Raw genomic sequence first — 20090 nt, 5'->3', positions numbered from 1 at the left:
ACTTCAGGGCCAATACTTACCTGTTAATAGCCGTATACTGTTTGCAGAATGCAATCATACAGATCTTAGTGTTTACACGGAGGCACTGATGGAACTCCCCGTTGTGGTTCAGCAAGCTTTGGGCGAGAAGGCCTTGGGCGTATCTCTTCGAAGTGTCAGCCAGGTCAAGTCACAGCATTTGCTTCGCATGGTTCTGTTGAATGACAGTGAAGGTAACCTGCAAGCTATTTGCCGTCGCGATGATATGCTCGATCTGGACGCTTTGAATAAAAGCCTGGGCCGTGATTTGCGAGTGATGCAGCGACGAGAGCAGGTAAGAGTGAACCAGCGCTCAGGTCTTCAGGAATTGCCTGCCTTGCCATCGTTAACCGGCTGGCCAACAGTTATCGACCGCAGGGTAGATGAACTGGATTGCATTGCTCTTGAGCTGGTAGAGCAGAACCTGGCCGTCATGATGCCTGCGGACGACTTCCGGAAGTTGACTGCCGGCGCGGACCGCGATGATTTTTCAGTAGAAACTCAGTCAATCGCCGTGAACCTGAGTGATCCCAGCGCCGACCTCGGGCAACTCCAGTTTGCTCTGAAAAAATTCACCAGTTTGCGTATACAGAAACGTCTTGAAGATACTCTGGAGCTGCCGCCTTTGCCGGAAACGGCACAACGCATCATCCACCTTCGAGTGAACCCTAACGCTGTGATGGGTGATCTGGTTGATGTGGTTGAAAGTGACCCCAGTCTGGCAGCCCAAGTGGTTAGCTGGGCCTCATCATCATTTTATGCCGCCGCCGGCCAGGTCCGCTCCGTACACGACGCAGTCTCAAGGGTTCTGGGGTTTGATCTGGTGATGAACCTGGCAATGGGGCTGTCTCTTGGCCGAGCTCTTAACCCACCTCAAGATCACCCGGATGGTTACGTGGGCTACTGGCAGCAGGCCATCTGGCAGGCACAGTCTGCAGGCGTGCTGGCGAGCATGATGCCCCGGGGGCAGCGGCCGATGTTTGGTTTAGCGTACTTGTCTGGATTACTGCACAACTTTGGCCACCTTGTCCTGGCGCAGGTTTTTCCTCCGCACTTCAAGCTGGTTTGTCGGTCACTGGAAGTGAACCCCAACATTGATTCAAGTGTGATTGAACATTATCTGTTAGGAATCACCCGGGAACAGATCGCTGCACAGTTGATGGAAAACTGGGGAATGCCAGAAGAAGTTACTTTGGCTATTCGTTACCAGAAGAACTTGGCCTACAACGGCCCCCATAGCGTTTATGCGCGAGTGTTATGGCTGGGGCGGCAGCTTCTGACCAGTCGAGGTGTTGCTTTGGGTGCGGGAGAGCCTGTGAGTGATGAAGCATTTGAAGAGTTGGGGCTGGACAGAGAAGCTGTAGAGCGACAGTTTGATGAGTTGGTTGAAAACAAAGACAGCATCATGGCTATGGCAGGCATGATGTCTTCGAGATGACTCAAAAAAAGCCGGCACGAAGGGCCGGCAATATCATGCGAAAAATACAGAGTCGTCCCACTAATGAGGAGAAACTACGTAGAAGGTGTGCCTGAAGTATCTAAAGCCACGCCCCTGCTTTGAATTTAGTCAAAGCTCCTGGAAAGAAAAGCTGTAATGAGCGGGCAAAAAAATGTGAACGGTGTCTCAACTTCGGTTTGGTCCCAAACCCATTGAATTGCCGTGGTAAAGTCTATGTGCTCCCTGATTTCCTGATACAAAAAGTTACAAAATGCTTGTGTCAGTCAGGACGGAAATGGCGAAGAGCTATCGCTGCACGGAGAATATCTCGGGCATATTCTTTCTCTATAGCAAACCGATCGTTATCCATTTTTTGGATCATTTCCGGTTCTGCGGCTTTTCTCGCCCTGTGTGTGGGCATGTGTTGAAGCTTGTCGTGAACCTCCTGAAACACCCGGTAAGGTTCCTGGGTTAGCATTTCTGGCGCTACATGGTCCAGTAACCCCTTTAAGCGTAAGCAAGCCTCTGAGTACTCTACCTGCTTCTCCTCAACCGCCATGGCAATAATCCGTATACTTTCGACCATCTCATCTTTGCGTTTGGCCTGAAATTCTTCTGCTTTCCTCTGGCGTTGGCGCTCCTCTGCAATCGCTCGTGACTGTCGCCAGATATAGAACAGCAGCACCCCGATAACCACAAGCCCGATAATAATAAATGTCAGTTGCAGCCCTCTGGGCATTGTAAGCCTCCCTGTTTTGTAGGATTGAGCCTGTTCGCTTCAGACTTATTTGAGAAGAGCCTCAGTGTGCCAGACTTTGGCCTTTGGTGCCTACGGAGGATCTGGAAAGGGGAAATAAAAAAGGCCAGCCTAAGATGGCTGACCTGAGAACAGTAACACCTGAATTATTGTTGAATTGGCAGGTCTTTTACCGGGTTCGATATGAAGTTGAGATACGTACCGCCAACAGGGATTTCCAGAGGTAGCTTGATGGTTACCAAGCCTATGTGGGAAATTCCCGCAGTATTGGCTGTTACCAGCAATTCATCTGAGTCCCCTACGAAATTCACGTTGCGTTGCTCGATTTGCATCCGGCCGTCATCGAAAAAGGTGATGTCGCCTTTAAGGTCGAGTGTGAATGGACGGCCGTACAGATCATGTGTTCCACCCAGAGGGATAACCATATCTGGTGCATCAAGTAGCAATTCCGCTTTAGTGATGAAGACAGGTTGATCATTCTCACCTTTCGCAATGACACCGGGAATGAGTGAATTGCGCGCACAGTCGTTGCCAGTACAGGTGGGATCATCCTTTGCGTAGCGCATTCTGAGCACCTGTGTATTTGTAATGGTTTCCTCTTGTAAAGGAATCAAACCGGCCAGTTTTATTTTTGTAAACACGCTGATAGAGCTTGTTGCGAGTAGCGTCGGGTATAAGTCAACGAGAACCCCGTCGATTTCATCTCCGTCAATATCCGGATCTGGGTCATAGACTCCTGGACCTTTGACTTCGGTGTTGAGGGCATAGGTCTGGTAGATGAATTTACTTCGGGGACAGCTCACTCCTTCGCCTGCCTCACACCCAACTTGCGCTGGTATATCGCCGCCAGCGAGAGCGCTGGCATGAGCCGTCTGGTTACGAACGGCAAGTTTCGTTGAGTTGGCAGAGGGAACCCAGCCATCAGCATCGCTTCCCTCATGCTGAAAAGGTTCCAGGCAAGTGTCTGTATTTTCGAAAGCCCTGTTTCCCTTACTGCTCTCATAGGGATTGCAGTCAACAAGGAAGTTTGAGTTGGTGTCCCGAACGGGGAGGTTGCGCAGGGGCGAGAAAACGCTCGGTAAGGCTTCTGTGGCTGTGAAATAGATAACCAGAGGGTCATCGCCGGCATGCGAGTCGTTCAGGCCTTCCAGAAGATCGGTTTTAAGAGCTAAATTATGGGTGTCGCATATAGCCCTGTAATTTCCGGAAGCGCATGCATCAGCGCTCTCTGAGGAGGCCAGTGTATACCTATAATGAGAGCCGACTTCCCACGGCTTCTGCGGGAAGAATCGTATGCGTTGAGCGTTTTTTTCAAGCCGTCCAGGCACGCTCTCAATAACTCTGACGGTACTGCCTCCTACGCCAGATTGATAGACTTTTTCAACGGTGAACGTTCTTCCTAAAATGAAGGAGTCCGTATTCATGGTTTTTGAAAATACCACAGTGATCGGACGATCGGAGGGCATTTGGCTGACAGGTAAGGTGTCGACAGTAGCGGCCCGGCCTTTGTTGTAAGCATTTCCTCGCACGTCATAGCACTGGCCGAGCACGCCCTTCTCAAGGTCAAGCATGCTGTGGTCAGTTTCGCAGGGAAACCCGGGATAGGTGGTGAGTGCTAACGGTGGGCGCTGGGAGACAGAATTCGGCGAACTGTCTATTGGGTCCAGCGCAAATGTCAGCGACAGCTTATTGGCGTTGTTGCTGGCCAGATCTGAAACGCCATCAATGTCCAGCGTGTACTCGACTCCGTGCTTCAGTCCCCCTTCGGGGTTAATGATAAGTGCAGTGCCATCGACCTTGGTGATGAGTTTTTCTACTGGCGTATCGTCTGCGTAAAGAGTGACACCGTTTGTGATAGAAGCTGGATCCAGAGGCTCATCATAAAAAAGAATCACTGGATCACCTGGTCGCTGCATTGATTGACGCGTATTGGGGATAGCGTTTTCCTTGTCCCCGGGCATCCAGCTCACAAGCTGAGGCGCTGTATTGTCGATTTTACGCAACACCTCAGCATCAAGAACCGAGTCGACGTCGGTAGCTGCCTGTAGCTGAAATGCGATGGTGGAATCGGCGTATTCCTGACCAAGCAGGTTGGGTTCTACCATACCGATAGCATCAATCGTCAGCATGCCATTCTGCACAAGAGCAATGCCTCGCAGTTCCACGCCAAGAAGGTCTTGTGACATGGCGGCGTTGGGCTGTGCTTCCTCTGTGTTCATGGAAATATCCATAAACAAGGTGATGTGGCGAGGCGCGTTCAGGTCGTCGGTATATTGATTCGGGCTCATATATCCAGAGGCATCCGAGAGCAAGGTAACCTTAATGTCGCCTGTGGTTTGAAACTGGTTAGTTGCTGCGTCTAATACGGGAACATTACCACCAACCAGAACATCCAGGCTGGTACTCAGTAACACGCTGCCTTTGGGAATACGCAATGGCAGAGCTTCGTCAGCTTTGAATGACGGGGCATACGCCAATTCCGCAAACAGATCGCCGGATTGTTGTGACGGGCCGGCTTCACCCAACAGAACAGAGTTCAGGGTGACCGAGTTGATTGGTTGGCCGTTCAGTACGGAGGTAATCGATTCGTTGTTTGAGTCGATAGCCGATTGCTGAAGCACGACGGTCGGGCCGGTATCTTTTGGCGTGAAGCGGAACTCTTTAGTGAAACGCTTACCATCAGGGCCGTTGATCAGACTGACAAGATTGTTCAGTTTCAGGGTGTAGGTTTGGTCTTCTTGCAGTATATCGGCCTTGCTGCCGCAGGCTTTCGGATCTTTCGTAACACAAGGGTCAACGGTAATGCGATTGCCTTTTACCAGAACAGTGGACGGTACAGCTGCGCCCTTCTTGTCGAGGAGCTCAATGGAGCCCCCGTATTCCTTCCACTCCGGATGAATCGGGTGGGTCATGGCCAGTCGGAAGGTGGAGAAGTTCATGGCTTCGAATGGTGAGCCATTTTGTGGAACCTGTAAGGCAACTTTGAAAGCTTCTGAAGTTACGGCCAGTTCAGCCGCGCCGCTATATTCTGCACGGGTGTTGAACTGAATACCCGGCTTATCATCATTTTTAGCATTTGGCGTAGCGATTTCGCGGCCCTCTTCAGCAATGAGGGGCTCCTTGAAGGTGACTGAGTAGCTGGCTTTGCTGGCAAGAGCCTGACCTTCAGCAATTTGAAGGTTCAGGCTTTTGCCATTGTCTACCTTTGTGATAGTGAAATCGGGGGTGCCACTGCCTGATGTCAGCAGAATCTTTTTCGCTAGTGTCGCTTCGTTGTCTGTGATGGCATGAGTGAAGCGAAGAACGATATCAGCTTTGGGGCTGACATTCGTTTGACCATCCATCGGGTAAGAATAAACCAGTGATCCGGGCGTTACTTTTTCGTTAATGCTTTGCTCGTCTCCGCCACAGGCTGCAAGTAGCAGGGTGGGGATAACTAAGAGTGTCTTTAACTTTTTCATGGCCTGCTTCTCCTCAGAACTTCAGGGTGATGGAGCCGCTGAGTACGTGGATATCACCATCGGCAGTGACGTTGGTTTCTGTACCGTCATAGTCAATCAGGGTGAAGTCCCGTTCTTGTAGTTGTTGGTATTGATAGCCAAGGTCTAAACGTACCGGGAAGGCCAGTAAGTGTGTGCGATTGTAGGTAGCGCTGACGCCTAAGCCTACGATGATTTTGTCGGTATCCAGGTAGTTGAGCTCTGGGTTGCGAGTTGTTTTAAGTGGCGATTGCTCATAAGCGATGCCGCCACGAACCGAAAAATTCTTATTCAGCTGGTACTCAGCTCCCAGGCGGGGAATGAGGATGTCGTCAAACCGGATGCGGCTCGCTGCTGCCAGAGAGGCCTGATCTTTGATGTTGTCTCTGCTGAATTCGTTCTCAAGCTCTGACCAGTTCTGCTGCTCGATGCTGCCGCCAATTCGCCACCGGTTCCCGGAGTACTGTGTACCAAGGACAAGGGTTTCTGGCTGGAATGAGTCAATTGTCGCTACGGTCAGGCTAAGTCCCGGATCGGGGACAATTTGGGTGACGATGATATCGGAGCCAACGGAGGTTTTTGCTGAAGATTTGGTACGGTAGGTCAATGCCGTTTCCCAACCGCTAAGAATGCAGTCGGTGTCAGGACAGAAAGTGCTACCGAAGTCGATGTTTGTGCCCAGGATGGTTTTGAGTGTGGGCTCGGCGTTAACGGCTAATTGTTCACGGCTTGTTTCGCCGCCCAAAGTGGAGACTGCGCTCAGTTGGGCAGAAGCTTCCAGTGTGACACGCACAGATGCACCTGCAGAAATACCTCGCCAAATCGGAGTGGCGCCGCCTAAGTTAAGGAACAGCGGCTCTTTGCCGTGTTGCAGGTATTGCCCTGCCTCACTGGTTTCGGACTTAAAGGCCAGCATTTCTTTACCGTATTTTTCCACACCGGCAATAAATCCCAGATAAATTGGATGCTCGAAGCGGGTCAGTGAGCTCAGGTTGGTTTTCATGCCGATAAGAACATGCTGACTGGGTGAGCTTGACACAATATCGCCGTTGGCATTCGGGTTGGCTGAACGGAGCTCTTGGTCGGCATGTAGAATGCCGGATGTCAGTTCCCCTCGTTTATCCTTGGTAAGAGCGGCCGGGTTGTAGTAAGTGGCAGAGACCTGGTCATTGAACATGGACAATGACTGGGCTGTGGCAACGTCTACTGGCATCACGCCATAAGTGGTGCCCAGGTTGCCCATGCTGGCGGTGGCTGGCATGGAAAGGGTGGCGGATACAGCTGCAACAGCAAGGGTCGTTGCCCGTACAGAAAATCGGGTGGGAAGAACCATTTATACACTCCGTTCGCTCTTTATTGTTTTGCACGGTCCCGCCAAAGGATGGAGGGATTGGTACGATTATTCAGCGTTAAGTGTATTGGGCTTCTGACGTCAGGGCCTTGGTCTGTTTGACACGAAGCTGTGTCAGTAATACCACGTACAGAGGCGCATTTCTTGGTGCCATCAGAGTTTTTCTGGCCCGATAGGCCGTAGAGAGTGTTTTTATTGCGAAATAATTCTGGGGAGGGGAAATGGTGGGCCCACCTGGACTCGAACCAGGGACCAAAGGATTATGAGTCCTCTGCTCTAACCAACTGAGCTATAGGCCCGATAACAAAAGCGGGCGCCATTATACCTATGAGGGATGACGCCCGCTACTGTGTTTTCTGCTTTATCCGTTACCCTGGTCGTCAATAAAGCCACGCAAGTGGTCAGAACGAGAAGGGTGGCGCAGTTTGCGCAGGGCCTTGGCTTCGATCTGACGGATGCGCTCACGGGTTACATCGAATTGTTTGCCGACTTCCTCGAGGGTGTGGTCGGTGTTCATTTCGATGCCGAAACGCATGCGCAGTACTTTGGACTCACGGGCGGTCAGGCCCGCTAACACGGAGCGGGTTGCTTCGCGCAGGCCTTCGGCCGTGGCGGAATCGACGGGCGATAACGCCTGAATGTCTTCGATGAAATCGCCCAGATGGCTGTCTTCATCGTCACCGATCGGTGTTTCCATAGAGATCGGCTCTTTAGCGATCTTCAATACCTTGCGGATTTTTTCCTCAGGCATTTCCATTCGTTCGCCAAGCTCTTCCGGTGTGGGCTCCCTGCCCATTTCCTGCAACATCTGACGGGAAATACGGTTGAGCTTGTTAATGGTTTCAATCATATGCACCGGAATCCTGATGGTGCGGGCCTGGTCCGCAATAGAGCGGGTGATAGCCTGACGAATCCACCAAGTGGCGTAAGTAGAAAATTTATAGCCACGACGATATTCAAACTTGTCGACCGCTTTCATTAGGCCGATGTTGCCTTCCTGGATAAGATCCAGGAACTGCAGGCCGCGGTTGGTATATTTTTTGGCGATGGAAATAACCAGTCGCAAGTTGGCCTCAACCATTTCTTTCTTGGCGCGACGAGCTTTTGCTTCGCCAATAGAGACGCGACGGTTGATCTCTTTGATGTCAACAACGTCTAAGTCGACGTCAACCTGCACATTGTGGATCCGCTTTTGCAGCCGGATGATTTCGTCCAGGCGCTCACCGATGGCTGCGGCGTAGGGCTTTTTGCTTTTGGCAATTTTCGGCGCCCAGTCAAGATTCACTTCATTGCCCGGGAATTCTTTAATGAAGTCCTTGCGGGGCATCTTGGATTCGCGGATGCAAATCTGCATGATGGCCCGCTCGTTTTCACGTACCAGATCGTTGGTAGAGCGAACCACATTAACGAGCTCATCAAAGGCTTTGTTGCCCAGCTTGAATGGTGCAAATACCTGGCCCAGATCGTTCAGTGCTTCCTGGGTTTTCTTATGGCCACGGCCGTGTTTGGCCAGAGCCTCGTTAGCTGCTTCCAGTTTTTCTTTCAGCAGTTCAAAACGCAGGCGGGTTTCTTCCGGATCTGGGCCGTTTTCTTTTTCCTCTTCTTCTTCGTCGTCATCTGCATCGTCAGATTCATTGCCGTCAGAAGCGGGTTTTTCTTCAACGACTTCTTCGCCCATGAACGGCTCGGCGTCGTCTGGATCCAGGAAGCCGGTAACGATGTCGCTGATGCGACCTTCGTTTTCGATAATCCGGTCGTAAGCCTGAATGACCGTGCCTGCAGTCCCCGGGAAATGGGCAACGGCTGCCATGACGTCACGGATGCCTTCTTCGATTCGCTTGGCGATAACAATTTCGCCTTCACGAGTCAGCAACTCCACGGTGCCCATTTCACGCATGTACATGCGCACAGGATCAGTGGTGCGGCCAGCATCAGATTCTACAGCGGCGAGAGCAGCAGCAGCCTCGGCGGCAGCGGCTTCGTCAGCGGTGGAGTCTCCGTCGGTCATCAGGAGGGTATCGGCATCCGGTGCCACTTCGGTTACCTGAATACCCATGTCGTTGATCATGCGAATGATGTCTTCGACCTGGTCCGGGTCTGCAATATCTTCCGGCAGGTGGTCATTTACCTCGGCGTAAGTCAGGTAACCTTGTTCCTTGCCTCGTGCGATAAGGTCTTTTAAACGTGATTTTTGCGAATTGCCTGACATAGACACCCTGTGAACTCGCTTTTAAAGAGGAAAAAATTAAACAGCCATTATAGCTGTCGCCTATCTGGTCTGCCACTGAATGGTTAGATGGTGATCAATGACAATAGTTTCAAGTGCTCAATCCTCAGCCTTCGGATTTAACGTACCTGTGCTGAGTGTTCTTAGCTCATCCCGTTCTTCTGGGGTGAGCTTTGCCAGGTTCCGGAGCAGGGTTGCCAGTCTATGCTGGCGCGCGGCTTCTTCATTCGGGCTTAGCAGCTCTCTGGCGGCGGCCAGCGTGCGTTCCCGTGCCGGTATGTGCTCCAGACCGTCAAACAGGTTGTAGAACCTGTCACGGGCCTGTTTGTCGGTTGCCAGCCCCGCAACTAATGCTTTGCGGGTTTGGATGTTTTTTTCCAGAAGCCAGCGGGCAAAACGCCCTGCTTGCTCAAGTTTTCGTGCGCTGTCGGCCTGAGCTTTTACTTCCATGGCCAATTCCGGCGCCTCCAGTAAAGCCAGGCACAGCGTGCTGTCTTTACTGAGTTTTACATCAATCCGTTCTTCCGTTGGACGGTGCTGGCGTTCGCCACGCCAACCTTTGGCTTTGTAATTTTTGCCATTTTGCTGGCGGCTTTGCCATTGGCTTCGGCCGCCGCACAGGCGAAGCATTTCTTGCCACATGGCATCCCGCAGCGTGCTGCGAGGCATTCTATTCAATAGCGGCTCGGCTCTGGCTCTCAGTTCGCCCCGGTGTTCCGGAAGCTGTAGGTCCAGGCCCTCACTCTGGCGGTCAAACAAGTAGCGCGAGAGTGGTGTGGCTCCATCAATTCGTTTCTGGAAAGCGGTAGCGCCTTCCTTGCGGACCAGTGTGTCCGGATCCTCGCCCTCGGGAAGCATCAGGAACTGTAAATGCAGGCCGTCTGCGATCAGTTCCAGTGCGTTTTCCATGGCGCGATCAGCGGCTTTGAAGCCTGCCTGATCGCCATCAAAGCAAAAGACTATGTGCCGCACATGCCGGAGCAGAGCGGTCAAGCTGTCTTGATTGGTCGCTGTACCCAGTGTCGCAACAGCATAATCTATGCCGTGCTGGGCCAGAGCGATGACGTCCATGTAGCCTTCTACAACCAGCAGCTTGTCCAGCTGGCGAGTGGCTTGCCGGGCTTCGTGTAAGCCGTAAATCTCGCGGCTTTTATGAAATACGTCTGATTCCGGCGAGTTGATGTACTTGGCTTTGTCGTCGCCCAATGTGCGGCCGCCGAACGCAATTGTTTTGCCTCGAGTGTTCCGGATGGGAAACACGACCCTGTTGCGGAACAGGTCTCTCGGCTTGCCGTACTTATCGGAAACGGTTTTGGTTTCCAGTAGTGGTCCTTTCAGATCCTTGGGTGCTGCGTCATACAGTGCAGTGCCAGTGCCTGGAGCGAAGCCGATCTGGTATCGCGTGATGATGTCATCGTCCAGGCCGCGTTGCTGCAGGTAGTCTCGTGCATATGCGCCTTGCTGACTGGCCAGTGTTGAGTGGTAAAACCTACTGGCAAAATCCAGAGCGTCGGTCAGCGTCCGCGCCTGCTGCATTTCCTGCTTGGCGGCTTTGTCATACGGCACTTCCATGCCGGCTCGTTTGGCGAGCTCTTCCACAGCTTCGGTAAAGCCCAGGCCCTCAAATTCGCGGATAAAGCTGATGGCGTCGCCATGAGCACCACAACCGAAGCAGTGATAAAAGCCTTTGTCTGGCCGAACATTAAACGAGGGTGTTTTCTCGTCATGGAATGGGCAGCAGGCCTTGTAGTTACCACCGGCTTTTTTGAGAGTAATGCGTGATCCGATCAGTTCCCCAAGATCAATTCGATCCAACAGGTCTTCAACAAAGCGTTGAGGGATCAGTCCGCTCATGGTGGCTCCACTTCATCCGGGGCGCCGGATACAAACGTTATTCACCATAGCCAAAAATGCCGCCGAAGCCAGGCCTCGGCGGCATTTTCAGTTTGCCGGATAAGGCGAAACGCCGTTCCGGCAATCAGTCTTGCTGTCGATGCGACCTGAACTCAGTACAGACGCTCGAACTTACGCTGCTCACGCTGAAGCTTCTTGAGATGACGCTTAACGGCAGCAGCTGCTTTGCGCTTACGAACAGCCGTAGGCTTTTCGTAGTGTTCGCGACGACGTACTTCAGACAGTACACCGGCTTTTTCACATGAACGCTTGAAGCGACGCAGTGCTACGTCAAACGGTTCGTTCTCTTTCAGTTTAACAGCTGGCATTCGACAATCACCTACCTGATAGATTCGGTTTCAAATTGTTCCGCTGGAATAGATTCTCGCGGCTCGATTCCTGGTCAGATTGGTTATAACTCGACCAGTGCATAATTAAGGGCGGCAATGATAGCGGTTAGGACGTTGCAGGTCAATCATTGTTCAACGAAAGTCCCGGAGGCTTTCGGCTTTCTGTTAAAATAAGTTCAGTTCATTCCACTCCCTGCTGACACGGCCCTGATTATGCTGATTCTTGGTATTGAAACTTCCTGCGATGAGACCGGCGTTGCTTTGTTTGATGACGAGCTTGGGCTGCTGGCTCATGCCTTGTTCAGTCAGGTTGATATGCATGCGGACTATGGCGGCGTGGTGCCGGAGCTGGCGTCGCGGGATCATGTTCGCAAATTGTTACCGCTGTGCGATCAGGTGCTGGCTGATGCCGGGAAAACCCGTGCCGACATCCAGGGTATTGCATATACCGCCGGGCCTGGCCTGATTGGGGCGCTGATGGTGGGGGGGGCTGTGGCTCATGCTCTTGGCTTTGCGTTGGGTATTCCTGTGCTAGGTGTTCATCATATGGAAGGGCATTTGCTTGCGCCGATGCTGGAAGACAACCCGCCAGAATTTCCTTTCGTTGCTTTATTGGTTTCCGGCGGGCATACCCAGTTGGTGCGAGTGGATGGAATTGGTGAGTATGAAATGCTGGGTGAATCGGTGGATGACGCGGCGGGCGAAGCCTTTGACAAGGCTGCTAAGATGTTGGGGCTGGATTATCCGGGTGGCCCCAGAGTGGCTGCTTTGGCGGAGAAAGGGCGAGATGGTCGTTACCGGTTTCCTCGGCCAATGACCGATCGGCCCGGTCTGGATTTCAGCTTCAGTGGTTTGAAAACCTACACCTTGAACACCGTTAATGATGCACGGGATAAGGGCGAATTCGGTGAACAGGTGAAAGCCGACATCGCACTGGCTTTTGAGACAGCCGTGGTAGATACCTTGACCATCAAGTGCCGGAGAGCATTGGAGCATACCGGTTGTAAAAGGCTGGTGATTGCCGGGGGAGTCAGTGCGAATAAACGCCTGCGGGCCGGGCTCGAAAAAATGGCGGGAAAGCTGGATGGTTCTGTCTTCTATGCCCGCCCAGAGTTCTGTACTGACAACGGTGCGATGATTGCCTATGCCGGTGCTCAGCGATTGAGGATGGGTCAGAAAGACGGTGAGCGCATTGTGTCGGTGCCTCGCTGGCCGATGGATACTCTGCCTTCAGTGAATGAGTCCCGCACCAATGGTCTGGTGGATTGACTGCGTTACAGGCCGGTTTCCCGACCCTGGGCCAGACGGATAAGGTTGTTGCGGTGGCGCACGACAATAAGCAGGGCTAACAGGCCAAATAACGGCAGTGTTTCTGGCTCTAGCAGAGCGCTGATGACGGGGCCGGAGCCGATAGCGACTAATGATGCCAAAGCAGAGATGCGCCAGCGCCACATAATGGCCAGCCAGACTGCAGACATAATAAGCGTCGATGACGGGGCCAGGGCCAGGCCGGCACCCAGAGCGGTTGCTACACCTTTCCCGCCTTTAAACCGGAAAAAAATTGGAATCATGTGTCCGGTGACAGCGCATAGCGCGACCATTGCCTGAACCAGAATAGACATATCGGCTTGATAGGCCAGCCAAACCGGTAGCCAGCCTTTGAGAGCGTCCAGGATGAGTGTGGCCAAAGCTGGTTGCCAGCCGCCTGCACGATACACGTTGGTCGCCCCAGGGTTGCCAGACCCTTGTGCTCTTGGGTCTGGAAGGTGCCAGGCCCTGCAGACAGGAATAGCGAACAGCACCGATCCGGCGAGATAAGCACCAAAGCAGAGTAATACAATCAGAATCGGATGGTTTGCCAGGTTCATAGTGGGCTCGAAAGCTGCGCAGACGGCGCCAGTGTTCTGTGAGAAAATGTCCGCCCCAAATTCAGGCGAGCAGGCGAACGGCCACAGTATCGCTTGTCTGTTTAATATTCAATCAGCCAAGAGTGTTAAGGCTAGGGAGTCTGGTTTGGCAGATGTAGTGCTTATTGAAGGTTTGGCGGTGGATGCTGTCATTGGTGTTTATGACTGGGAACGTGAGATTACTCAGCGCCTTCTTGTGGACTTGGAGATGGCCTGGGATAACCGGGTGCCTGCGACGAGCGACAGTGTGGCGGATGCATTGGATTATGCTGCGGTGAGTGAACGGGTTGGCCAATGCGTTCAGAACTTGAAACCCCAGTTGCTAGAGACTGCGGCAGAAACGGTAGCCGAGCTTCTGCAACAAGAGTTTGGTGTTGGCTGGCTTCGGCTGACAATCAGAAAGCCGGGCGCCGTGCCAGCGGCGACCTCTGTAGGAGTTCGTATTGAGCGAGGCAATCTTACATGACGAAAGTGTATCTCGGCATTGGCAGTAATGTTGAGCGCTACCGGCATGTGGCTATGGCTCTGGATATGTTGCAGGGTAGGTTTGGCGAGCTGGACGTGTCTCCGGTATACGAGAGTGAGCCGGTAGGCTTTAATGGGTCGAATTTTCTGAATCTGGTGGTGAGCTTCCAGACGAAGCTGCCATTAGCCGAACTTTCGGGTCAGTTGAAGCAGTTGGAACTGGAATGCGGCCGAAGCCCCGGTGCGCGGAAGTTCAGTCCTCGTACGTTGGATTTGGATATTCTGACCTATGGCGAGCTTGTTGGTGTTGTGGCTGGTGTGGAACTGCCCCGTGGTGAAATCCTGAAGAATGCTTTTGTGTTGAAGCCTCTGGCAGATATAGCTCCAGAGGTTCAGCATCCGGTAAGTCTGAAGAGCTATCGAGATTTGTGGCAATGCTATGCTACCGATCAGAAGCTCTGGCCGGTGGACTTTATCTGGCAAGGCCGAAAGATATCAATGGCGGTTAGCTGAGCGAAACAGGGCGACCAGATTGTCGGTTGCACTGTCACCCGTGGAGCCCTTTTCCGTATCGTTGAGCAGGCGCGGTAGAATCTCGCCTCCCATCTGTTTTCCCAGCTCCACTCCCCATTGATCAAAGCAGTCCAGGTCCCAGATGACACTCTGAACAAACGTTCTGTGCTCGTAGAGAGCAATCAATGCCCCCAGGGTATCGGGTGTTACTTTTGTCATCAGAAGGATGTTGCTGGGTTTGTCGCCAGGGATAGCTTTGTGTGGGGCCAGGCGTTTAGCCGCGGCCTTGTCCATGCCGCTATTCATCAGCTCCTGAGTTGCTTCTGCCTCGGTTTTGCCTGTCATCATAGCTCGGGCCTGGCTTAAACAATTGGCAAACAGAGTGGCGTGGTGATGCGCTACCGGGTTGTGTGAGGTCAACGGAATGATAAAGTCTGCGGGAATCAGCCGGGTTCCCTGATGTAGCAACTGATGATAGGCATGCTGGCCGTTAGCGCCGACACCACCCCAGATGATCGGGCCCGTACCGTACTCGAACGTTGCACCGTGCTGGGTGACTTGTTTGCCATTACTTTCCATGTCGAGTTGCTGGAGATGTTCTGGCAGGTGTTTCAGGTATTCATCATAAGGCAGCACTGCATGGCTGCCAGCGCCCCAGAAGTTATTGTTCCAGATGCTGAGCATGGCCATCACTACGGGCAGGTTCTGCTCGGCCGGGGCTTCTTTGAAATGGGTGTCCATGGCGTGAGCGCCGGCCAGCAAGGCACGGAAGTTATCCATCCCCACCATCAGGGCAATGGGCAGGCCGATAGCCGACCAGAGTGAATAGCGTCCGCCCACCCAATCCCACATAGGAAAGATGTTTTCTTTGTGGATGCCGAAACGAACGGCGGCATCTACATTGGCAGTGACAGCCATAAAGTGCTTGCTGATAGCATTTTTGTTGCCGCCGTTAGTGAGGAACCACTGTCGTGCTACCAGGCTGTTATCAAGAGTTTCCTGAGTACGAAATGACTTTGATTGCAGCAGGAATAACGTGGTTTCAGGATTAAGCCGTTTCAGTGTTTCTGAGATGTCGGTGCCATCAATGTTGGCTACGAAGTGACAGCGCAGATGGCCTTGCCAGTACGGCTTTAGCGCTTCCACGGCCAGTTTTGGGCCGAGGAAAGATCCACCGATACCGATACTGACCACGTCAGTGAATGGGCGCTTTGTGTAGCCGGTTCGGGTGCCGTTCTTGATCTCTCTGTCCAGCTGCGCCATTCGGGCTTGTGTGGCATGAACTTCCGGGATGATGTTGGTGCCTTTTACCAGCACTGTGGTGTTTTCTGGCTGACGTAAGGCGGTGTGTAGTGCCGGCCGGTTTTCGGTGAGGTTGACAGTAGCACCGTTGAACAGGTCGGAGGTGCGTTGCTCCAGACCGCAGGCTTTACTCAGATTGATGAGGGCGGTGAGCGTGTCATCGTTCAGGCGGTTGCGTGAAAAATCCAGTGTTAGCCCTGCGCCTTCAATCAGGTAGCGCTGCGCGCGTTGCGGGTCTTGCTGGAACATGGCTCGCATGGTCAGGTTTTCCAGCTGGTTTTTCTGCTGGAGAAGAGCCAGCCATTCTGGTTTTTGAGTCAGTGGTACCGGCTTGACTGGCATCAGAGCGTCCTTTCTGTTCGCTGCCTCTCTTTACAGTGAGGCAGCAAGTCCTGTATTCAGCGGGTTATGGAAATATTGTCGATCAGCCGGGTGGTGCCGAGAAAGGCAGCCACTAGCAAGGTAACTTCTGAGTCGTCTACTGTTGCTGGTTTCAGCGTCAGGCTGTTCACAATATTAAAGTAGTCAGGGCGCAGACCGGCTTTGGAAAGGGTCTCTTGAGCTTCCTGCTCGATAGCGGTGAAATCAGTCCGCCCTTGTTCCAGTTGCCTGGCCGCATTTGTCAGAGTCTGATAAACAACCGGCGCGGAGGCTCTTTCAGTGTCAGACAGGTAGCCGTTACGTGAACTCTTGGCCAGGCCGTCGTCTTCGCGAACGGTGGGAGCACCTACGATTTCGATGGGCATCATCAGATCGCGGGTCATTTTTCGAATTACGGCTAGCTGTTGGAAGTCCTTTTCACCGAAAACGGCGATGTCAGGCTGAATCATATTGAACAGCATGGTTACGACTGTAGCGACGCCTTCAAAGTGGCCTGGCCGGCTGGCGCCACAGTGGCCTTCACTGACTTCAGGAACAACTACTTTCGTTTGGTTGGCGAGCCCTTCCGGGTAGATTTCTGAAACCGGAGGCGCAAATATCAATGTGTTACCCGCCGGTGCAAGTTTATCCTGATCTTCCGCCAGTGTCCGGGGGTATGAATCAAGGTCTTCGTTTGCGCCAAACTGCATCGGATTTACAAAAATACTGGTAACCACAACATCGGCTGCTTCTGAGGCTTTGCGCACGAGCGATATGTGGCCATCGTGAAGGTTGCCCATGGTTGGCACCAGCGCGATAGTTTTACCCTGTTGGCGGTAGGCCTTAAGGATGTTACGAAGTTCTTTGAGTGAATGTACGGTTCTCATGCTTTGAACGTATGCTCCTCGGCGGGGAAACTGCGCGTTTTGACGGCGTTAGCGTACGCAGCGATGGCTTCCGGAATCGAGTCGGTTTCAGCCAGGAAGTTCTTCACAAAACGTGGCTTGCGGCCCGGGGTTATACCAAGCATGTCATGCAGTACAAGAACCTGTCCGTCCGTGCTGGAACCGGCACCGATGCCGATTACCGGAGCTTTTACCGCTTGGGTAATGCGGGCGGCGAGAGGCGCCGGCACACACTCCAGAAGAATAACGTCGGCGCCGGCGGCTTCCAGTTCGCAGGCGTGCTCAATCATTGCCTCGGCGGCCTTTTCGTCGCGCCCCTGGACTTTGTAGCCACCAAATTTATTGACGAACTGTGGCGTCAGGCCCAGGTGAGCACACACAGGTACGCCCCTCTCGCTCAAAGCTTCGATGGTATCCTTCATCCAGTCTGTGCCTTCCAGTTTGACCATGTGAGCCCCGGCGCGCATCAGTTCAGCTGCATTGTCGAGGGCGTCCGCAATGGTGCCGTAAGACATGAAGGGCATGTCGGCCATGATCAGGGAGCCCTTATTGCCCTTGGCGACGCAGTGGGTGTGATAAATCATATGGTCCATGGTGACCGGGAGCGTGCTGTCGTTGCCCTGAAGGACCATGCCGAGAGAGTCACCAATAAGGATTACATCCACACCTGCTTCACTGACCACTTGTGCAAAAGTGGAGTCGTAAGAGGTCAGGGCTGAGAAGGCTTCGCCCTTTTGTTTGAATTCCCGCAGGGTATTGATGGTAACTGCCATAAGATCCTTGCCTTTTGGGTGGATGGGCCAGTAATAAGTCGGGGTCTTCCGGTGTTTAGAGATGTACTAGATTAATGCCGAGGTAGGTAAGACACAAGAGTAGCATGGCGTCTTGGTCTTTGGGTCAGTCCGTTTTAGCCAAAGGAAGCAACAGGCGTAACCGGTTGTCTGGGCACTGTGCGCGTAACTGATCGATGCGACGCCCGTCAGGCAGGGTAAGCTCAGGGTTGAGATCCAGTAATGGCTGCAGTGCAAAGTCCCTGTTGGCCAGTTCAGCGTGGGGCACCTTCAAACGCTCGTTATCCAGAGTTTTGTTGCCATACAACAATAAATCCAGATCAAGGGTACGAGGGCCCCAGTGTCTGAGCCTTTCCCTGCCGTGAGCTTGCTCAATGGCTTGCAGGTGATCCAGTAGCTCTAGTGGTGGCAGACTGGTGCTCAGTTCTACTGCGCCATTTACGAAGTCAGGCTGGTCCTGTGGGCCAACCGGGCGACTGGCGTAAAATGGCGACTGAGCCTGCAGCATGGTTTGCGGCAGGCGGGCCAATTCCATCACCGCCCGTGCCAGTTGTGCCGCTGGGTCTTGCAGGTTGCTGCCCAGGCCTACATAGGCCAGAACGGTTGTCACGACTGGGGTGGCCTCTTGACCGGATTGCGCTTGCGGCTACGTTTCCGGGGGCCGGCAGACGAGCCTAATTCAGAAAGCATTTTTTCCTGACCGCGTTCATCGACTTTCTGGAACTTTGTCCACCAATCGCCAAGGCCGGGTTCTATTTCGCCTGCGGATTCCCGTACCAGCAAGAAGTCATAAGCAGCGCGGAAGCGCGGGTGTGAGACGGTCGCGAGTGCTCTCTTTCCTTGGCGGCGAGGAAGCCGAATCTGGAGTTCCCAGATTTCTTTCATGGGGCCTGAGAACCGTTTGGGTATAGAGGTTGCCTGAACCTGGCGGCCGATTACCTTGCCAATGGCACCATGCAAGGCAGGCTGAACCGGGTCGCCGTTGTCTTGTCGGCGACGCCACTCAGCCTGAAGTGCCGGCCATAGCATGGCTGCAAACAGGAAATACGGAGTTACCGATTTACCTTGGGCTATTCTTGCATCCGTATTGCGCAAGGCCTGACGGATAAGTTCATCGGATTCGCCGGCTTCAAGGGCCCTGACAGTCTCCGGGAACAGTAGTTCAAGTAACCCGTAATCCCGGAGTAGCTGATAAGTGGTCTCGCCATAACCCGCTGAGAAAAGTTTAAGTACTTCGTCAAACAGGCGGGCAGGGGGGATGTGCCCCAAGAGAGGGGCCAGTTCACGAATGGGTGCCTCTGTTTCAGGCTCTATCTCAAAGCCAAGCTTGGCAGCGAAACGTACGGCCCGAAGCATGCGAACTGGATCTTCCCGGTACCGGGTTGCCGGATCTCCGATCAGGCGAATCTGACGGTTGTGAAGATCCTGCATGCCGTTAGCGAAATCGATAATCGTGAAGTCTTGGATGCAGTAGTAAAGCGCATTGATGGTGAAGTCGCGCCTCAGGGCGTCGTCTTCCAGGTTGCCGTAGACATTGTCGCGCAACAGTAATCCATGCTCACTGGTTTTATGTTCATCATCGGCGTGACCGTTTTCTGATTCTCCGGCGTTGCCACGGAAAGTGGTAACCTCGATGATTTCGCGGCCAAAGACAACGTGCACGATGCGGAACCTGCGGCCTATCAGCCTGGAGTTCCGGAACAGATCGTGAACTTCTTCTGGCGTTGCGTTGGTAGCAATATCGAAATCTTTGGGTCTGCCCCCCAGTACGATATCCCGAACACCACCGCCCACAAGATAAGCCTCGAAACCGGACTTGTTCAGTCGGTGCAGCACTTTTTTGGCCGGCTCGCTGATCATTGAGCGGGACACATTGTGCTGATCCCTGGGGATCTCTTGGCGCTGGTAATGTTTGGCTTTCTTTTTCCCGTTGCCGGGCATGAAAGAACGCAGTCTGTCTACAAGTCGTTTAGGCATGGAATTCCGTGTTTGCGAAGCGCAAAAACGTGGATTTTAACGGTTTGCGCAGGAATTGCACATGTTTGGCTGATAATAGCCGTGAAAATGTGGTTTTTTGTGTGAGCTAGTGCGGACTTGGCTTTTGCCGTGGGTAGATAATCAAAAGGCGGATCCGTTTTCACGAACCCGCCCTCAAAGCGTTGACGATCTGCAATTATTTTTGTTTTTGCTGGGATTCTTTTTAATCTTTTGCCCCACTGTGCTGCCCAATAATAAGGGCGATAAGCAACGCAAACGGAAAGCTTTGAATACATAGAGTAGTCAGTAGCATGGAGCGGGTTTTTAGAGCAGTTGTGGCGTCGTCTGAAAGGCGAT

16 protein-coding genes and 1 tRNA gene are annotated in these 20090 nt (G+C 53.0%); 4 read left to right on the top strand and 13 right to left on the bottom strand.

Features of this window, described 5'->3' with window-relative positions:
- Window positions 1-88: 88 nt before the first annotated feature.
- Entirely contained in the window at window positions 89-1456 is a 1368-nt protein-coding gene (locus tag ABYA77_RS07455; RefSeq protein WP_372965324.1) for an HDOD domain-containing protein, read from the top strand.
- Between the two features lie 280 nt (window positions 1457-1736).
- On the opposite strand, the gene ABYA77_RS07450 is transcribed toward ABYA77_RS07455, so the two are convergent.
- The 7 genes from ABYA77_RS07450 to rpsU all read right to left on the bottom strand — a co-directional run bounded on the left by ABYA77_RS07450 (window position 1737) and on the right by rpsU (window position 11492).
- A complete protein-coding gene (locus tag ABYA77_RS07450) occupies window positions 1737-2195 on the bottom strand; it encodes a DUF2489 domain-containing protein (protein ID WP_372965323.1) in 459 nt (152 codons plus the stop codon).
- Window positions 2196-2359: 164 nt separating this feature from the next.
- A complete protein-coding gene (locus ABYA77_RS07445; protein WP_372965322.1) occupies window positions 2360-5674 on the bottom strand; it encodes an Ig-like domain-containing protein in 3315 nt (1104 codons plus the stop codon).
- A gap of 13 nt (window positions 5675-5687) precedes the next feature.
- On the bottom strand, window positions 5688-7025 hold the full coding sequence (gene aupA / locus ABYA77_RS07440; protein WP_372965321.1) for an alkane uptake protein AupA: 1338 nt from the start codon (window positions 7023-7025) through the stop codon (window positions 5688-5690).
- A 240-nt stretch (window positions 7026-7265) separates the two neighbouring features.
- Window positions 7266-7342: transfer RNA gene (locus tag ABYA77_RS07435), tRNA-Ile, on the bottom strand.
- 62 nt (window positions 7343-7404) lie between these two features.
- On the bottom strand, window positions 7405-9252 hold the full coding sequence (gene rpoD / locus ABYA77_RS07430; protein ID WP_372965320.1) for an RNA polymerase sigma factor RpoD: 1848 nt from the start codon (window positions 9250-9252) through the stop codon (window positions 7405-7407).
- A gap of 117 nt (window positions 9253-9369) precedes the next feature.
- On the bottom strand, window positions 9370-11124 hold the full coding sequence (gene dnaG, locus ABYA77_RS07425) for a DNA primase (protein WP_372965319.1): 1755 nt from the start codon (window positions 11122-11124) through the stop codon (window positions 9370-9372).
- 152 nt (window positions 11125-11276) lie between these two features.
- The gene (rpsU, locus tag ABYA77_RS07420; protein WP_096278179.1) at window positions 11277-11492 is read right to left on the bottom strand and encodes a 30S ribosomal protein S21; all 216 of its coding nucleotides are present in this window, start codon (window positions 11490-11492) and stop codon (window positions 11277-11279) included.
- A 234-nt stretch (window positions 11493-11726) separates the two neighbouring features.
- Between rpsU and tsaD the strand changes: the two genes are divergently transcribed.
- Window positions 11727-12782 (top strand): tRNA (adenosine(37)-N6)-threonylcarbamoyltransferase complex transferase subunit TsaD, encoded by a 1056-nt coding sequence (gene tsaD, locus ABYA77_RS07415; protein WP_372965318.1) that lies wholly within the window; start codon window positions 11727-11729, stop codon window positions 12780-12782.
- 5 nt (window positions 12783-12787) lie between these two features.
- Here tsaD and plsY read toward each other — a convergent pair whose 3' ends face one another.
- On the bottom strand, window positions 12788-13381 hold the full coding sequence (plsY, locus tag ABYA77_RS07410) for a glycerol-3-phosphate 1-O-acyltransferase PlsY (RefSeq protein ID WP_372965317.1): 594 nt from the start codon (window positions 13379-13381) through the stop codon (window positions 12788-12790).
- A gap of 145 nt (window positions 13382-13526) precedes the next feature.
- Between plsY and folB the strand changes: the two genes are divergently transcribed.
- Window positions 13527-13886 carry a dihydroneopterin aldolase gene (gene folB, locus ABYA77_RS07405; protein ID WP_372965346.1) on the top strand — a complete coding sequence of 120 codons (360 nt, stop codon included), beginning with the start codon at window positions 13527-13529 and terminating at the stop codon, window positions 13884-13886.
- Window positions 13883-14398 (top strand): 2-amino-4-hydroxy-6-hydroxymethyldihydropteridine diphosphokinase, encoded by a 516-nt coding sequence (gene folK / locus ABYA77_RS07400; protein WP_372965316.1) that lies wholly within the window; start codon window positions 13883-13885, stop codon window positions 14396-14398. Before folB ends, folK (ABYA77_RS07400) begins: the two co-directional genes overlap by 4 nt.
- On the opposite strand, the gene pgi is transcribed toward folK (ABYA77_RS07400), so the two are convergent.
- From pgi to pcnB, 5 genes are all read right to left on the bottom strand, one after another.
- Window positions 14381-16042, bottom strand: coding sequence for a glucose-6-phosphate isomerase (gene pgi / locus ABYA77_RS07395; RefSeq protein ID WP_372965315.1), 1662 nt, complete (start codon window positions 16040-16042; stop codon window positions 14381-14383). The two genes, folK (ABYA77_RS07400) and pgi, sit on opposite strands and share 18 nt — an antisense overlap.
- 56 nt (window positions 16043-16098) lie before the next feature.
- Window positions 16099-16947, bottom strand: coding sequence for a pantoate--beta-alanine ligase (gene panC, locus ABYA77_RS07390; RefSeq protein WP_372965314.1), 849 nt, complete (start codon window positions 16945-16947; stop codon window positions 16099-16101).
- Window positions 16944-17738 carry a 3-methyl-2-oxobutanoate hydroxymethyltransferase gene (gene panB, locus ABYA77_RS07385; protein ID WP_372965313.1) on the bottom strand — a complete coding sequence of 265 codons (795 nt, stop codon included), beginning with the start codon at window positions 17736-17738 and terminating at the stop codon, window positions 16944-16946. Before panB ends, panC begins: the two co-directional genes overlap by 4 nt.
- Window positions 17739-17862: 124 nt before the next feature.
- Window positions 17863-18366 (bottom strand): 2-amino-4-hydroxy-6-hydroxymethyldihydropteridine diphosphokinase, encoded by a 504-nt coding sequence (gene folK, locus ABYA77_RS07380; protein ID WP_372965312.1) that lies wholly within the window; start codon window positions 18364-18366, stop codon window positions 17863-17865.
- Window positions 18363-19733: a polynucleotide adenylyltransferase PcnB gene (pcnB, locus tag ABYA77_RS07375; RefSeq protein ID WP_372965311.1), complete on the bottom strand. Its 1371-nt coding sequence runs from the start codon at window positions 19731-19733 to the stop codon at window positions 18363-18365. The genes folK (ABYA77_RS07380) and pcnB overlap by 4 nt, the downstream gene beginning before the upstream one ends.
- Window positions 19734-20090: the final 357 nt, after the last annotated feature.

It is taken from the genome of Marinobacter sp. (assembly GCF_041595835.1).
Lineage (GTDB): Bacteria > Pseudomonadota > Gammaproteobacteria > Pseudomonadales > Oleiphilaceae > Marinobacter.
The sequence above is the reverse complement of the archived record's forward strand: the minus strand, read 5'-3'. Positions and strand labels throughout refer to the sequence as shown.

Bases quoted from the DNA above. Each gene is read 5' to 3' on its own strand.
- ABYA77_RS07455 (WP_372965324.1), top strand. From the start codon at position 89: ATGGAACTCCCCGTTGTGGTTCAGCAAGCTTTGGGCGAGAAGGCCTTG.
- ABYA77_RS07450 (WP_372965323.1), bottom strand. From the start codon at position 2,195: ATGCCCAGAGGGCTGCAACTGACATTTATTATTATCGGGCTTGTGGTT.
- ABYA77_RS07445 (WP_372965322.1), bottom strand. From the start codon at position 5,674: ATGAAAAAGTTAAAGACACTCTTAGTTATCCCCACCCTGCTACTTGCA.
- aupA (WP_372965321.1), bottom strand. From the start codon at position 7,025: ATGGTTCTTCCCACCCGATTTTCTGTACGGGCAACGACCCTTGCTGTT.
- rpoD (WP_372965320.1), bottom strand. From the start codon at position 9,252: ATGTCAGGCAATTCGCAAAAATCACGTTTAAAAGACCTTATCGCACGA.
- dnaG (WP_372965319.1), bottom strand. From the start codon at position 11,124: ATGAGCGGACTGATCCCTCAACGCTTTGTTGAAGACCTGTTGGATCGA.
- rpsU (WP_096278179.1), bottom strand. From the start codon at position 11,492: ATGCCAGCTGTTAAACTGAAAGAGAACGAACCGTTTGACGTAGCACTG.
- tsaD (WP_372965318.1), top strand. From the start codon at position 11,727: ATGCTGATTCTTGGTATTGAAACTTCCTGCGATGAGACCGGCGTTGCT.
- plsY (WP_372965317.1), bottom strand. From the start codon at position 13,381: ATGAACCTGGCAAACCATCCGATTCTGATTGTATTACTCTGCTTTGGT.
- folK (WP_372965316.1), top strand. From the start codon at position 13,883: ATGACGAAAGTGTATCTCGGCATTGGCAGTAATGTTGAGCGCTACCGG.
- pgi (WP_372965315.1), bottom strand. From the start codon at position 16,042: ATGCCAGTCAAGCCGGTACCACTGACTCAAAAACCAGAATGGCTGGCT.
- panC (WP_372965314.1), bottom strand. From the start codon at position 16,947: ATGAGAACCGTACATTCACTCAAAGAACTTCGTAACATCCTTAAGGCC.
- panB (WP_372965313.1), bottom strand. From the start codon at position 17,738: ATGGCAGTTACCATCAATACCCTGCGGGAATTCAAACAAAAGGGCGAA.
- pcnB (WP_372965311.1), bottom strand. From the start codon at position 19,733: ATGCCTAAACGACTTGTAGACAGACTGCGTTCTTTCATGCCCGGCAAC.